Origin of the sequence: Alteromonas sp. BL110 (genome assembly GCF_003443615.1) — a bacterium.
GTDB lineage: Bacteria > Pseudomonadota > Gammaproteobacteria > Enterobacterales > Alteromonadaceae > Alteromonas.
Window position 1 is genome coordinate 611,691 of sequence record NZ_CP031967.1, and the last position, 14,540, is coordinate 626,230.

Here is a 14,540-nt window from a genome sequence, read left to right on the forward strand (position 1 = left end):
TCACCCAGTGTCAGATTATTGACCGACCGAACTGACTATTTTTATTTGTTTGTCATCAGGCACTTCTTGGTATGAAAGAACATGCAGCCCAACGACAGAATACTTTAAGAAGCGAGACAGAACGGGTCGTAGCATGCCTGAGGTAAGGAGTACCGCAGGTTCTCCTTCTAACTCTTGCTGCTGACTGGCCTGCTGCAATGATTTTTGCAGCTTGTCTGCCAGACCTGGTTCAATACCAGCACCATCTTCGCCACCTGCTTGAAGGGACTGGTGCAACATCTGTTCCAACTCTGGCGCCAAGGTTATGACAGGTATCTCTTTAGCCCCTTGGGTAATTTCTTGAACGATTAGACGCTTAAGTGCAATACGCACCGCAGACACCAGTACATCTGGGTCTTGGCTGCGTGTACCGTATTCACTAAGGGTTTGAACAATAGTGCGCATATCGCGAATAGGCACGCCTTCAAATAGCAAGGTTTGCAGCACTTTCACAACTGTACTAAGCGGCAAAATATCGGGCACTAAACCTTCAACCAATTTAGGGTGCTGTTTGGCCAGCATATCTAGAAGCTGTTGTGCTTCTTCATGGCCTAGTAACTGATAAGCGTTATTGGAAAGTAATTGGCTTAAATGGGTGGCGACTACTGTAGCAGCATCAACAACTGTATAACCAAGAGTTTGCGCGTGCTCGCGCTTATTAGGCTTAATCCACACCGCATCTAGCCCGAACGCAGGGTCTTTAGTGGCTCGCCCCTCTAGCTTGCCAAATACTTGTCCAGGATTAATCGCAAGTTCTTCGTCGTGACTAATAACGGAATCGCCTATGGTAACGCCAAGCATAGCGATGGTGTAAGTGTTAGGCTCTAAGTCTAAGTTATCGCGAATATGAACAGGTGGAATAAGAAATCCCAGTTCTTGAGAAAGCTTTTTACGCACGCCTTTAATCCGTGTCAACAACTCGCCACCTTGGGATTTATCAACAAGGGGAATTAAGCGATAACCTACTTCTAAACCTATGGTATCCACTTGCTGAACATCATCCCAACCGAGTTCTTTTACTTCAGGCGCAAGTGTTTCATCTTTTGTAATGTTCTCTGGTAATTGAGGCTCGGCAGCTTTTTTCTTAGCTTGAACTGTCTGCCAATATGCAAAGCCCGCAATCAAAAATGAAAAACCCAAGAATGCGATATGAGGCATGCCCGGTATAATACCCATGACGAAAAGCACGCCTGATGCAATATAAAGCGCTTGATTATTTCCTAACTGCCCACGGATCTCTTTGCCCATTTCTTGGGTTTCGTTCTCTCGAGTAACGATAATCGCCGTTGCTACCGAAAGTAACAATGAAGGTATCTGCGCTACCAAACCATCACCAATGGTCAAAATTGTGTAGATTTCTATGGCGTTACCAAAAGAAAGACCGTGCTGAATCATGCCAATAAATAACCCGCCAACAATATTGATAAGCATGATAAAAAGACCGGCAACTGCATCACCTTTTACAAACTTTGATGCACCGTCCATCGACCCGTAAAAGTCGGCTTCTGCCGTTATTTCTTCACGACGCTGACGCGCTTGGTCTTGGTCTATGTAGCCTGCGTTCAAATCGGCGTCAATGGCCATTTGCTTACCTGGCATAGCATCCAAGGTAAAGCGAGCGCTCACTTCAGATATACGACCAGCACCAGCGGTAACTACCTTGAAGTTAATAATAAGAAGGATAGCGAAGACGACTATACCCACTGCATAGTTACCGCCAATAACAACCGCACCGAAGGCTTCAATAACCTTTCCTGCCGCATCTCCCCCTTCGTGACCGTAAAGCAGTACAACTCGTGTAGACGCAACGTTTAGTGCCAGACGCAGAACTGTCGCTATTAGAAGCACAAGTGGGAAAATACCAAAATCCACAGGGCGTTGGGTAAGTACCGCCACCAAAATAATGACGAGAGAAAGCGCAATATTAAAGCTGAACAATACGTCGAGTAAAAACGGCGGCATGGGTAGTATTACCATTCCCATGATTGCCAAAAGGACAATAGGCGCGCCTAAACCACTGGTAAAATTTTGCAGCTGATTTTTATCGAACCGCTGAAGATAACCGGATAACTGCATGGCTGGGTGTCTCTCTATCAGAAAATTGACGCTTTACGTGAATCTTCAATAGAGTTTTCAACTAACGTGCCAGCTTTATACGAAGCAGTATTTAAGTACAGCTAATAGATTAAGAAGTGCACGCCATGTTTAAACAGGCGGGAAAAATCCGCGCTAATACAGTCGCTTAGCGACGATATTCTGGAGGTATAGGCAAATCTCGCTTAAGTGGCTTAGGACGTTTGCCCTTCCCTGCCCTATGAGCTTTAAGCTGATAAACGTGCGCTAGCACCTGAGCCACCGCCATAAATAAGGCGTTAGGAATTTCGTCGTCTACTTCTGTCGAATAAAAAATGGCACGAGCGAGTACAGGAGAAGGTATTAAGGGTACGTCGTTGGCAGTAGCAATTTTTCGAATATGCATCGCCAGTTCGTCAGCCCCTTTTGCCACGACAACAGGTGCTCTTATACCCTGTTCGTCATACTTAATCGCTACTGAAAAATGAGTCGGGTTAGTTACTACTACGTCCGCCTGTGGTACTTCCTGCATCATGCGCTTAGTTGCAGCCTGATACTGCAAGCGGCGTATACGACCTTTCACCATAGGGTCGCCTTCTGCATTTTTGCGCTCGTCTTTAACCTCTTGCTTGGTCATTTTCATTTCTTTGTTGTGCTTATACATTTGATAAGGCACATCAATAAGCGCGATGGGAATCATACCACATACTAAAATGAGAAATGCCCATTTAAGTATGTCCATAGCGTGAAACAGGTTGCCCGGATAAAGCTCCATATCTAAATGCAGCGCTTCATCTTCGAAGAACAACAGCGCCCCAATAGCCATACTAATGATAACCACAACTTTAGCGATGGACTTTAAAAGCTCAACTAGGCCGTTCATGCCGAACATTCGCTTAAAACCCTGAATTGGGCTCATCTTGGAGCCCTTGGGCTTTGCGCCTTCCCAGGTAAAGTTAAAACCGCCAAGCGCAATAGAGCCATAGATGCCGGCTATCATGGCTACCACCATGTAAAGCAACACGGCAGGGCCTACCGCTGAGAAAGCTTCGCCCCAAGCGCCAAACATGTGGGTAGTATCATAAGTTTCGTCGCGAGAGAGAATAAACATTCGCTGGGTAAGCTTGAAAACAGATTCAGCAACCCATTCACCCACGAACAAAAACATAAAGGCGCTAACAATAAGCACTAAAGTTGTGGATAGTTCACGGGAACGGGCCAGCTGCCCTTTTTTTCGGGCATCATCGAGTTTTTTCCCCGTGGGGTCTTCTGTTTTTTCGCTTGAATCTGCCATGCTCGATTATGTTCATCTCTGTTGCGAGAGAGGCAGGACGACTAACAAGCACGCAGTGAACCCATCCATGGGAGCTCCGCCACCGCATCCATGCGGTGGAAGGCTTGTTAGCCGCCCCAACCTCTCTCGCTTATTTTACCCACCTAACCTGCTCGCAGACATGCCATATTCTGCAAACGACTAGTATTGTTTGTCTAAGGACAAATGTTCAATAGTTCACACATAAACTGTTCAGCTCTAAACCATTGGGTTTCAAAGTGCGCAGTAAAGTTATCTAGCGTTATCCAAATAATCAGTAGCCCCATTACCTGAGCAATAGAAAAGCCAATACTGAAAATGTTCAGCTGTGGTGCAGCTTTTGTCATTACGCCAAACGCTAAATTCACGATAAGCAGTGACACTATGGGCGCAAGAGACAGGGTCACTGCCGATATAAACATCCAACCGCCCCAATGGGCAATATCGCGAAACTGTTCGCCTGTCCACCAGGCTTCACCTATGGGAAACGCCTCGAAGCTCATAACTATCATTTGGATCATGGACAAATGCCCATCCAAGGTCCAAAACAATAAGGTCGCCAGTATTAGATAAAACTGGCCTACTGCGGGCACGTTAATACCGTTTACGGGGTCAACAATAGACGCGAACCCCAAACCAGTTTGCATGGCTATAATTTGACCCGCAAGCACGAAGGTATTGAGCACCATCATTGATATAAAACCAATAGCAATACCTATTAGCAGCTGCTGAACGACAATTAAAAATGTACCCACATCCACCAGGTTTTCAATGGGCGACGGGGGCACCACCGGCATGATGATAAGCGTTAACATTATACCTAGCAGGGCTCTTACCTGTGGGGGAATTGATTTAGCACTCAAACCAATCATAGCCACAAACAAGCCGCTAATGCGCATAAATGGCAGCAGCATGTCCGCAAGAAACTGATTGATGGTGGCGAGTTCTACTTCCACTGCGTTAGCCTTCTATCCCACAACCTGCGGAATCATATCAACCATTCTGAAAGTAAAATCCATAAGCTGTTGCACCAGCCAGTTTCCTCCCCAACTCAGCGCAAGAAGCGTAACGAGCAAGCGAGGTAAGAAGCTCATGGTCTGTTCGTTGATACTGGTAGCAGCCTGAAATACAGCCACAACCAAGCCCACTATGAGGCTTGGAACTATCACCGCAGAGACCAAAACAATAACCATAAACATGGCTTCTCGCAGTATTTCTACAAAGACTTCTGGTGACATAAGCCCTCCTAGACGCCCATACCAAAACTGGTCGCCAAGGTTCCGAAAATTAGGTTCCAGCCATCGACCAATACGAATAGCATGAGTTTAAACGGCAAGGATACAATCATAGGCGAGAGCATCATCATACCCATGGCCATCAATATAGATGCGACTACCAAATCAATAATGAGAAAAGGGATAAACAGCATAAAACCAATTTGAAACGCGGTTTTAAGCTCGCTAGTTACAAACGCAGGGATCAAAATGGTTAGCGGAACTTCATCCGTATCGGCATATTTTCCTTCATCTCCTGCTATCCGTACAAACGTTTCTAGGTCTTTTACCCGTGTTTGCGAAAGCATAAACGCGCGCATGGGCCCTTTGGCTTGCTCTAGGGCATCTAGGCTGGTGAGTTGCTCGTTAAGATAGGGCTGCAAGGCGCGCTCGTTCACCTCTTCAAATACTGGCGCCATAATGAACATAGATAAAAACAAACTCACGCCTATTAATATCTGGTTTGATGGTGATTGTTGAAGACCAATTGCCTGTCGCAGAATAGACAGTACCACGATGATACGCGTAAACGAGGTCATCATCATGATAAACGCAGGGATAAGACTTAGCGCTGTCATGATAAACAGCGCTTGAAGTGTCATGGTGTAATCTTGAGAACCGTCTTGGTTAGTCGTAACTGTTACTGCGGATATCCCCTGCTGAGCGTAAGCAGGCTCCATAAGAAGCAATAACGGTAGGATTAAAAGTAGCCAGGTAAACTTACGCATCTCTCGACTCTTCCTTTTTTTCTTTTTCTAAGCTTGGGTTAAGCTTTCCCGCCATTGCGGCAACAAGCTTTTGTTTAAAAGCATCGGCACCATTTTGTTGCTCGCCCGTGGTTTTGTTCACACCTTTCACAGGCACATCGAGATTCTTATCTAATTTGCTTAAATGAGAGATGTTGTGACTGGTAACACCTATGAGGTGCTGCTCTTCACCCACCTGAATCACCATGATTTTTTCTTTTGTGCCAACAACCATGCTGGCCGCGACTTTCATTTGGTTTGTGCCCATCGCAGTGACATTAAATCGACGCATTACGTACGCTAAGGCGAAAATAACGCCTACGACCACCAGCAGGGAAAGAAAAATTGACAGTATCGACGTGGGATTGGTAATTGACTGGGTCGACTGCGCGACGGCTATCTGGCTAAATAAAAGGGGCAGCATTGCGCAACCCCTTACTTTATAAGAAGTTTTATCTGAGCTTCTTGATTCTCTCAATTTGACTAATAACATCCGTTAATCGAATACCAAATTTATCGTTGACCACTACTACTTCTCCATGAGCAATCAACGTGCCATTAACTAATACATCTAGTGGCTCACCGGCAACACGATCCAGTTCAACCACAGAACCCTGGTTCAACTGTAGCAGATTTCGGATACTAATTTGACTACGGCCGACTTCCATAGAAATAGTCACTGGTATATCTAGAATAGTATCTAGTTTTTTCTTCTCTTCTTGCGTAATTGGCGCATCATCTGTTAGTTCGTCAAGTTCGGCAACTTGCACGTCTTCATTGTCGCCAGTTTCTTGTTCCGCTTCAGATTCGGCTTGCTCGGCCATCGCCGCAGCCCAATCGTCCATACCGTCTTCACTCATGGGAACTCCCCTCTACCTTACAGGTCTTCTTCGAGTACTTGCAGCTCTGCATCATTATCGATAATGCGACCACCGCGGGTTAATAACTGTAGCTCAGACTTCACTGAAGTCGGTCTTGCAATCTTCTCTACTATTTTTAGTGCCAAATTATCGCGACTACGACCTAGTTTGGCTCTAAACGTAGGTAAATCTTCAATTAATACAGTGATGGTTTCCGGCATTTCTACAGGAATGATATCACCGGGCTTAAATTCCATCACATCGCGAAGCGGTACATCCACATCTAGCATGTGCGTAGTTAAACCTACTTTCACATCCATAATTTCATCGCGAAGCGCCTTACTCCAACGTAAATCTGTGTCTTCTTTATCGCTTTGAACACCTGCATCTAGCAGTTCGCGAATAGGCTCTAACATTGAGTATGGCAATGACACGTGGAAGTCGCCACCGCCACCATCTAGCTCGATATGAAACGAACTTATGACCACCACTTCCGTGGGACTCACAATGTTCGCCATAGCTGGGTTTACTTCTGAGTCCAAATATTCAAACGACACGTCCATAACCGGTGCCCACGCTTCTTTATAATCTTCAAAAATTATTTTAAGCAGCATCTGAATAATACGACGTTCCGTTGGCGTGAATTCACGACCTTCGATTTTCGCATGGTACCGGCCGTCGCCGCCAAAGAAGTTATCTACCAGAATGAACACCAAGCGAGCTTCCATGGTAATTAGTCCCGTACCTTTAAGCGGACGGAAACGCACCATGTTCAAACTCGTTGGAACGAACAGTGTATGAATATATTCACCAAACTTGATCATCTGAATACCGTTAATCGATACTTCAGCTGAACGTCGCATCATGTTGAATAAACTTACACGCATGTGACGGGCAAAACGTTCATTCACAATTTCGAGTGTAGGCATACGCCCACGCACTATTCTATCTTGCGAGGAGAAGTCGTACTCGAGCGTAGAAGCATCAGAGTCGCTACTGCCGACTTCTTCCTCTTCTACATCATCTACCCCGTGCAACAGGGCATCGATTTCATCTTGAGATAATAAATCACTCACCGTCTTCTACCTTAATTAGCCAATGCATTTGCATTACTGCATGACGAAACCAGTAAACAATACGCGCTCCACAACATCGCTACCCGTAATGTCTTTCAATGCTTTTTGCACCTCTGTTACCGCCTGCTCTCGAAGCTCAATTTTACCTGCCTCTGTGACTAGATCGTCTGCATTTGACGTACTAAAAGCTTGCAACAGCGTACCTTCAATAAGCGGTATATGCGTTTTTGCCAACTCTTCGTTATCAGAACCACGTACTAATAGCTGTACTTTAATTTGAACAAGTCTGTCTCGTCCTGAGCCGGGTACGTTGAAGACGAAGGGTCTTGGCATAGCAACGTAAAGCGCCGTACCTATTTCAGCACTACCCGAACTTGCTGCCGGTGCACTCTCAGCGGCCGCAGCAGCATCAGCTTCAGCCAGTTGTTCAACCGCAGGTTCATCGCCTCCTGCAAACAGTAAGAAATAAGCGGCAGCTCCACCACCTACAAGAACCACGGCGATAATGATGATCAACATCATTTTGCCTTTCTTTTTACCGCCCTCTTCTACCTGTAACTCTTCATCAGCCATGTGTAACTCATCAGTAATATTAAGAAAAATGTATTATCAATGTTCCATCGCAAATGGCAATGCCATAATTCGTATCTACCTCTACTTGATACTGTAACAGCAGCCATCAATTGCTATTAAGCGGCATTCATCGACCTGTCTGACCGGATTCTATCGAATACATCAAACATAGCAGTCTTAAAATAATCTCACCATGCTACCTATTGATAATAGTTTTACTTAACTTTAAGCGTAAAAATCAATTCCACCTTTGGCTGCCCGCGTCACTGATTGCTCGATAATTCGCGTTTCACCCATGTCGTCTAAACCGTCATTTTCTCCACGGTTTTCGGTGCCATTTCCCCTGCCATTATTGTTTGCAAGTTGCTGGCCATTTTCGTTACTCGACGAATTATCTTTTCTAACTTGCGCATCACCTAGCTCAATGCCTTGTTCAGAAAGCATGTCTCGTAATTTAGGCATGGCATCAGCTAGCGCTTCTTTTGCTTGTTGAGATTGGACAACAAAGCTCACGCTTGCTGCATCACCTGAGACGTTTACACGAACCTGCATGCTGCCCATTTCCGGAGGATCAAGACGAATCTCAGCCATGGTGTTACGCGCGTTTACCATCCAACGAATCTTTTCGTTTAGCTGCTGTTGGCCTTCTGGCTTATGAATGTTGACCGCTTTATCGAAACCTTCAAACTGCTGTTGAGACTTTGACGCTTCAGTGCGAAGCTGAGCGTTTTCCTGCATTACCGTATCGGTTTGTCCCACCATACTTGCGAAAGCCTGTTGCGCGCTCGACTGCGTTTGCGTCATCAAGTTAAGAAACTGACTCGCTTGGCTGTCGACCCGAGCCGTCATTGAAGCAATAACGTCAGTATTCACTGCGGCCTCTTTTGCCGCGTCTGCCACGATAGCTGACAAATCAATGCCCGGCTCTCTACCTTGCTCAGCTTGTTGCTGGAATTCATTAATACCGGCAATGATGTTTGTCTTCACTGCTTGCTGCTGCGAAGCGTTTGGCATCACTGCAACTACACGCTCTGCAAACGCCTCGGTAACTTTTTGTGCAGTTTGTGGGGAGAGTTCACTTAACGCAGTTAATAAGTCGGTTTGTGAATCACCGGTCATTTCGAAGCTAGGATTTTGGGTATTCATCACTGGCACTGTGTCAGTTGCCGTTACCTTACTCTTTTCTGTCCCGTTAGTATTTACATCACCACTATCTAAAACAGCTCCGTCAATGGCTACTTCATCCGCTATGTCATTGGTTGCGTCAGAATACAATGCTTCTAATTGAGAGTTGGCTCCATCTGAAGATAATTTGCGCATTGCTTTAAGCTCATCAGATAAAAGACCTAACACAAGAGACTCTTCTGTAGCATTTTTACTACCTGCCAGCGTATGCTCCGCTCCCTCGTTCACGGTTTGCTCTACATTGCCAGCACTGTCTTTTTGCTGCATGAGTTGTGCAATTAGCCCAGAAAGTTCATCGGCATTTGAATCTAACTTATCACTGGCAAGAATTTGTGACTGCTCAGCGCTTGCTTCGCCGCTAGCGCCATTTTGTTCGCTTTCAGCGCCAAGCAATAGTGCGGTTAAAGCACTGAGTGTTTGCTGTGCTTCAGTCGAAAGGGATTCAACAGCGATCCCCCCCTCTTCGCTGTCACTATTTAGCTGAGAAAGTAAATGCGCCATTACCGAGGGCGCGTCGCTGGCATCTACACCGTCTGGGATCTTCCAAAGCTTTCCGTTTTCTTTTACAGAAAGAATATTAACCGTCTCATCTGAAACTTCAGAAATACCATTGGTTGTTCTGTTACCAGATTGCCCTTGAGTTTGCTCTCTATTATCAGCCTTACCAAAGCGATCGGCTAGGATTTCAACATAGGCAACCCAGTCTGGTTCTTCATCAACCTTATCCGGTTTTCCATCAGGCGTACCTGGCGTGGTAATAACTCCAGCCTCAGCATCTTTTTTACCGCCTTCTCCAATTACAAACTCTGCTTCGGTTACAGCTTTTTGCTCAATATCACCTTCAGCGTCATCTACTTTCAAACTGGTCTTTTCTTCACCGACTGAGTTACCGTGCGCTTCTATAGCTTCGGCTATATCTTTTTGGGCAATGGCAGCGTTTTCTTCTTTTGTACTTGGCGCAGACTCTGCTGGATTGTCTGTTACTTTCTTATCAACAGGAAGATCGGTATGGCCGGCATCCCGGTCTTTTCCCTTCTTTACCGTTTCATTAGAAACTGAAGTGTTAGCAGATGAGCTGGTCGAACGGGTTGTCTCTCGGAATTGAGAGCCTGATGTCTCTTTGTCATTTAAAACAAAGTCTGATTTACTCGATTTTGCTTCCTGATAAAGTCGATTAAATGCTTGGTTATTTTGACTATTCGCTTGCTGTTGCGTACCAATACCTGTTTCAACTGCTTTAGCTGTACTAGAAGCAGAAAAAGGTAATGCGGCAATGTCTGTTTTTTGTGCGGCAACTTGTTGCATATTGTCCTACCGTCCTACATTTATCTCGTCTTTCACCAAGAAGGCATTATGTGATGCGAATAAATCACTGGGCGTCATTTTTTAACAGACCGTGAGAAGTAAATCGCAAACCTACCAACGCTTATCCAAATTTCAATCACTTAGCTTTGCCCAGATACCCTTTGGGACTACCGTTTGGCATTGGATTTATACTCGCTTTTGTCGAATTTTTTACCTTATAATATGGGTAGAACTTCAAACAAACGCGTTTAGAGCGTAACAACTATTGCACTGAAAATATGGCGCGCTGTTGCATTTTATATTGATTTAGCAAGGGTTGAGCCAAAGTGGCTTGAGAACATACTATTTACTAGAAAGGTGAGCGCTTAGCTCTGAAAAAACGCTGTGTAGCGAACTCATCCATCATGGCCTGTTCTGCTTTGGCTTCTTTTTTCTGCTCCGCCAGCTTCTTCTTATCAAGCAACAAGGTAACCGCTTTAACTTTCTGCTGTTGTTTTAGCCACATTTGCTTACGCTGGTCCGCTGCCATTTGTGCACGAGCAATTACTTGCATTTGCTGCTCACACGCTTTATCTAATTTACCAACGAAGGATAAATGTTGCTGGTAGTAAGTAGCCGTAACACCGGCTTGACCGGTCTGCTGAATACCTTTGATATAGTCAACGCGGTACTGCTCTAAACTGGTAAGCTTTTGCTTTTGTTGGTTAACGTTTTGCTGCGCTTGCTGATAATAGCGGGCTTCACGCTGCTCTTTTTCGCGCTCGAATTCAGCTAAACGCTCTAATTGCTTAGACATTTTTGGCTCCCTTACTCACAAAGCCTTGCTGACTGTTCGTTAAAGCCCAAGCACCCGTTACTGAAAAACACATTATCCTTGTCCCAACCCTTTGGCGAGGGCCGCCATACCTTCCAAGCTTTCGTCATAAGGAATGACTTGCTTCATTCCTTGCTGTAACAAAGCGTTGATTGCAGGCTCGGCACGAATGGCTAAATCAATACGAGGGTCTGAACCTTTTGCATAAGCGCCAATCGAAATAAGGTCTTGGTTTTGTTTGTAGTTTGAATAAACTTGTCGAATGCGACGGGCCATCAGCTGGTGCTCTTCACTCACCACCATTGGCATTACGCGACTTATTGATGCTTCAATATCAATTGCGGGGTAATGACCACTATCGGCAAGGGTTCTTGATAAGACCACGTGACCATCCAAAATGGCACGAGCAGCATCAGCTATGGGATCTTGTAAATCGTCCCCTTCGGTAAGTACCGTATAAAAGGCCGTGATAGAGCCTTGTCGCTCGCTGCCGTTACCTGCACGTTCAACTAACGCTGGTAACCGAGCAAAGACCGATGGCGGATAGCCTTTTGTTGCAGGAGGCTCACCCACAGCCAGCGCAATTTCACGCTGCGCCATTGCATAACGGGTTAACGAGTCAATAAGTAACAGCACCTTCATGCCTTTATCGCGAAAATATTCAGCAATGGTGACGGCAGTTTCACAGCCCTTTAAGCGCATAAGAGGTGATGTGTCAGCAGGCGCAGCAACGACAACTGCACGTTGGCGCTCTTCTTCTGTGAGGATGTCATGAATAAATTCTTTAACTTCTCGGCCACGTTCTCCCACAAGCCCAACGACAACCACGTCGGCTTCACAGCCTCGGGTCATCATGCCTAATAACACACTTTTACCCACGCCACTTCCGGCAAAAAGTCCCATACGCTGACCTACACCCACTGTATTGAGCGCGTTAATGGCGCGTACACCAACATCCATAGGGGCATTAATTGGCCGGCGAATAAGCGGGTTCATTGGCGGTCGGGTCGTTGGCGCGCGGGCTTCAGCATTTATTTCACCTAGTCCGTCAAGAGGTTGACCATTTCCGTCTACCACACGCCCTAAAAGCCCCATTCCCACTGGTAGACCGCTTTGCCTATTTAACGGCATCACGCGACTTCCGGGCACGATACCGCGCACGGCTTCAGTAGGCATTAAATAAGTAATATCATCCCCAAAACCAACCACTTCGGCTTCTATTTCACCTTCAATGGTTTGCACTAAGCACTGACTACCAACGGGTAGCTGGCAACCTACTGCTTCAAGGGTTAAACCGATACCTCGAACTAACTTACCGGCAGCGACGACAGGGGGAGAAGATACCTGTTTTGTTAGGGATTCAAAATACGAATGCCAAGGGCTAGTCATCTGACAAACCTTGATTCAATAAAAATTTATCAATGACGTCTCGACAGCGGCGTTCGATAGATACATCCACGGCGTTTTGCGCAGTAGTAATATCGCAACCACCGCGTTCCATCGCTGGGGCTTCAACCAAACTCCATCCTTTTTTGGCAATTTCTTCGTCGCCGAAGTGCGCTTTTACCAATTCAATATCATCAGGGTTCATGTGAATTTGATAATCCGCTTGATTAATGGGTAGCGCTTTAATGCCTTCGCTTAACGCTTGGAGTATCACCTGTTGGTTAGTACTAACCTCTGTTTTAATGACAGCTTTTGCGAGAGTTACGGCAAGTTTCACCAACTGGTCGCGCGATTCATCGTTTGCTTGTGAAAGTGGGTCGTGAAGCTTGTCGGCAAGGGCCTGCCACACTTCGGCTTGTGCCGCCATCTGCTGGCGACCTTCTTCTAACCCTTGCTCTAGGCCATCGTTGTGACCCTGTTCTTTACCTTCGGCCAAGCCGGTTTCAAGGCCTTCGGCTTTACCTTCTTCAAAACCTTTTTCCTTACCTTCTTGAAAACCTTCGTCATAGGCAGCTTGGCGAATAGCTTCAATCTCTTCAGCTGTTGGAGGCTTGATTTCCTCTTCAACTTCAGGGGGCTCATACTTCCAATCTGAGCGTTTATTCAATGCATTGGTTGGCTGGTCCTTCCTCGATGTTTTTGGGTCATCGACAAAAGGCAGATCCCAGGTTTTAGCTTCACTTATTTCGTTTTCACTGAAATTTTTATTACCAGACATGTTTTTTTACCAGAGACTTTTATTACCAAGCATAGTTCTACCTAGGCTACAGAAGTAAGGGCATCAGAGCGCTTATAAGAACTCTTCACCGCCACCGCCGCCAAGCATAATTTCACCTGAGTCAGAAAGTCGACGGGCAACAGAAAGAATTTCTTTTTGTGCGGTTTCCACTTCACTGATACGAACAGGGCCAAGAGCTTCCAAGTCGTCGCCAAGCATTTCAGCAGCACGCTTAGACATATTGCGCATAATTTTATCTTTAAGTTCTTCGTCAGCACCCTTAATAGCTTTAAGCAGCGCATCTTGCTGAACTTCTCGCAATATTGCTTGAATGCCTTTGTCGTCTACATCGACTAAGTTGTCGAAGACAAACATAAGATCCTGGATCTGCTGACTCATCTCTTCGTCTTGCTCGCGAATAGCGTCCATCAGCTGACCTTCTATCGCGGTATCTAAGTAGTTCATGATGTTCGCTGCAGACTTCAAGCCGCCCATTTTCGCTGCTTGCGTTCCCGCTTGACCAGCGAACTGCTTCTCCATAATTTCGTTTAGTTCTTGCAATGCTGCTGGTTGAACTTCTTCTAGGTTCGCAATACGCATCAACAGGTCAAGGCGTACTTTTTCTGGGAACTGTGCCAAAATTTCAGCGCTTTGCTCAGGTTCGAGGTAAGACAGTACAATGGTTTGAATCTGCGGGTGTTCGTTGCGAATGATGCTCGCTACCTGCTTAGAGTCCATCCATTTCAATGAATCTAAACCTTTAGCGCCACTTCCCATTAGGATCTGATCGATAAGGTTTGCCGCCTTGTCTTCACCTAAGGCCGCAGTTAGCGCTCGCTTAACAAAGTCTTGGCTCTGGAAGCCAATAGTGCTGTAGTTCTGAATCTCTTCAATGAAGTGCTTGTGAACTGACGTGATTTTGGTTTGCGTCATATCGTCCACTTTCGCCATTTCAGAACCCAGCTTCTGCACCTGCTTTGGTTCAAGGTGCTTTAATATCTGCGCCGCATCTTCTTCAGATAAGCTAAGTAGTAAGATGGCAGCTTTTTCTACGCCTTCTAATTTACTGACGTCGTATGACGCTTCTTCAACATTGGCAAGTTCTTCAGCCATAATCTT

14 protein-coding genes are annotated in these 14,540 nt (G+C 45.7%); all 14 read right to left on the reverse strand.

The window, feature by feature from the left end:
* Positions 1-15: 15 nt before the first annotated feature.
* The gene (flhA, locus tag D1814_RS02730; RefSeq protein WP_118489985.1) at positions 16-2,115 is read right to left on the reverse strand and encodes a flagellar biosynthesis protein FlhA; all 2,100 of its coding nucleotides are present in this window, start codon (positions 2,113-2,115) and stop codon (positions 16-18) included.
* 166 nt (positions 2,116-2,281) lie between these two features.
* Positions 2,282-3,406, reverse strand: a complete 1,125-nt coding sequence (gene flhB, locus D1814_RS02735; RefSeq protein ID WP_118489986.1) for a flagellar biosynthesis protein FlhB — start codon at positions 3,404-3,406, stop codon at positions 2,282-2,284.
* A gap of 194 nt (positions 3,407-3,600) precedes the next feature.
* Positions 3,601-4,380: a flagellar biosynthetic protein FliR gene (gene fliR, locus D1814_RS02740; RefSeq protein ID WP_118489987.1), complete on the reverse strand. Its 780-nt coding sequence runs from the start codon at positions 4,378-4,380 to the stop codon at positions 3,601-3,603.
* Between the two features lie 12 nt (positions 4,381-4,392).
* Complete coding sequence (fliQ, locus tag D1814_RS02745) at positions 4,393-4,662, reverse strand: flagellar biosynthesis protein FliQ (protein WP_012517675.1); 270 nt, start codon at positions 4,660-4,662, stop codon at positions 4,393-4,395.
* Between the two features lie 8 nt (positions 4,663-4,670).
* A complete protein-coding gene (gene fliP / locus D1814_RS02750; RefSeq protein ID WP_118489988.1) occupies positions 4,671-5,426 on the reverse strand; it encodes a flagellar type III secretion system pore protein FliP in 756 nt (251 codons plus the stop codon).
* On the reverse strand, positions 5,419-5,868 hold the full coding sequence (gene fliO / locus D1814_RS02755; RefSeq protein WP_118489989.1) for a flagellar biosynthetic protein FliO: 450 nt from the start codon (positions 5,866-5,868) through the stop codon (positions 5,419-5,421). Before fliO ends, fliP begins: the two co-directional genes overlap by 8 nt.
* A gap of 28 nt (positions 5,869-5,896) precedes the next feature.
* Positions 5,897-6,304, reverse strand: coding sequence for a flagellar motor switch protein FliN (gene fliN, locus D1814_RS02760; protein ID WP_118489990.1), 408 nt, complete (start codon positions 6,302-6,304; stop codon positions 5,897-5,899).
* A 17-nt stretch (positions 6,305-6,321) separates the two neighbouring features.
* Complete coding sequence (fliM, locus tag D1814_RS02765; protein WP_118489991.1) at positions 6,322-7,380, reverse strand: flagellar motor switch protein FliM; 1,059 nt, start codon at positions 7,378-7,380, stop codon at positions 6,322-6,324.
* Positions 7,381-7,413: 33 nt separating this feature from the next.
* Complete coding sequence (gene fliL / locus D1814_RS02770; RefSeq protein ID WP_118489992.1) at positions 7,414-7,953, reverse strand: flagellar basal body-associated protein FliL; 540 nt, start codon at positions 7,951-7,953, stop codon at positions 7,414-7,416.
* A gap of 225 nt (positions 7,954-8,178) precedes the next feature.
* Positions 8,179-10,443 carry a flagellar hook-length control protein FliK gene (locus D1814_RS02775; RefSeq protein WP_118489993.1) on the reverse strand — a complete coding sequence of 755 codons (2,265 nt, stop codon included), beginning with the start codon at positions 10,441-10,443 and terminating at the stop codon, positions 8,179-8,181.
* A 349-nt stretch (positions 10,444-10,792) separates the two neighbouring features.
* The gene (fliJ, locus tag D1814_RS02780) at positions 10,793-11,239 is read right to left on the reverse strand and encodes a flagellar export protein FliJ (protein ID WP_118489994.1); all 447 of its coding nucleotides are present in this window, start codon (positions 11,237-11,239) and stop codon (positions 10,793-10,795) included.
* A 72-nt stretch (positions 11,240-11,311) separates the two neighbouring features.
* Positions 11,312-12,646 carry a flagellar protein export ATPase FliI gene (gene fliI / locus D1814_RS02785; RefSeq protein WP_118489995.1) on the reverse strand — a complete coding sequence of 445 codons (1,335 nt, stop codon included), beginning with the start codon at positions 12,644-12,646 and terminating at the stop codon, positions 11,312-11,314.
* Positions 12,639-13,421, reverse strand: coding sequence for a flagellar assembly protein FliH (fliH, locus tag D1814_RS02790; RefSeq protein ID WP_118489996.1), 783 nt, complete (start codon positions 13,419-13,421; stop codon positions 12,639-12,641). Before fliH ends, fliI begins: the two co-directional genes overlap by 8 nt.
* A gap of 72 nt (positions 13,422-13,493) precedes the next feature.
* Entirely contained in the window at positions 13,494-14,534 is a 1,041-nt protein-coding gene (fliG, locus tag D1814_RS02795; RefSeq protein ID WP_118489997.1) for a flagellar motor switch protein FliG, read from the reverse strand.
* Positions 14,535-14,540 lie beyond the last annotated feature (6 nt).

Coding starts and splice junctions, on each gene's coding strand:
- flhA (WP_118489985.1), bottom strand. CDS start 2,115: ATGCAGTTATCCGGTTATCTTCAGCGGTTCGATAAAAATCAGCTGCAA.
- flhB (WP_118489986.1), bottom strand. CDS start 3,406: ATGGCAGATTCAAGCGAAAAAACAGAAGACCCCACGGGGAAAAAACTC.
- fliQ (WP_012517675.1), bottom strand. CDS start 4,662: ATGTCACCAGAAGTCTTTGTAGAAATACTGCGAGAAGCCATGTTTATG.
- fliP (WP_118489988.1), bottom strand. CDS start 5,426: ATGCGTAAGTTTACCTGGCTACTTTTAATCCTACCGTTATTGCTTCTT.
- fliO (WP_118489989.1), bottom strand. CDS start 5,868: ATGCTGCCCCTTTTATTTAGCCAGATAGCCGTCGCGCAGTCGACCCAG.
- fliN (WP_118489990.1), bottom strand. CDS start 6,304: ATGAGTGAAGACGGTATGGACGATTGGGCTGCGGCGATGGCCGAGCAA.
- fliL (WP_118489992.1), bottom strand. CDS start 7,953: ATGGCTGATGAAGAGTTACAGGTAGAAGAGGGCGGTAAAAAGAAAGGC.
- D1814_RS02775 (WP_118489993.1), bottom strand. CDS start 10,443: ATGCAACAAGTTGCCGCACAAAAAACAGACATTGCCGCATTACCTTTT.
- fliJ (WP_118489994.1), bottom strand. CDS start 11,239: ATGTCTAAGCAATTAGAGCGTTTAGCTGAATTCGAGCGCGAAAAAGAG.
- fliI (WP_118489995.1), bottom strand. CDS start 12,646: ATGACTAGCCCTTGGCATTCGTATTTTGAATCCCTAACAAAACAGGTA.
- fliH (WP_118489996.1), bottom strand. CDS start 13,421: ATGTCTGGTAATAAAAATTTCAGTGAAAACGAAATAAGTGAAGCTAAA.
- fliG (WP_118489997.1), bottom strand. CDS start 14,534: ATGGCTGAAGAACTTGCCAATGTTGAAGAAGCGTCATACGACGTCAGT.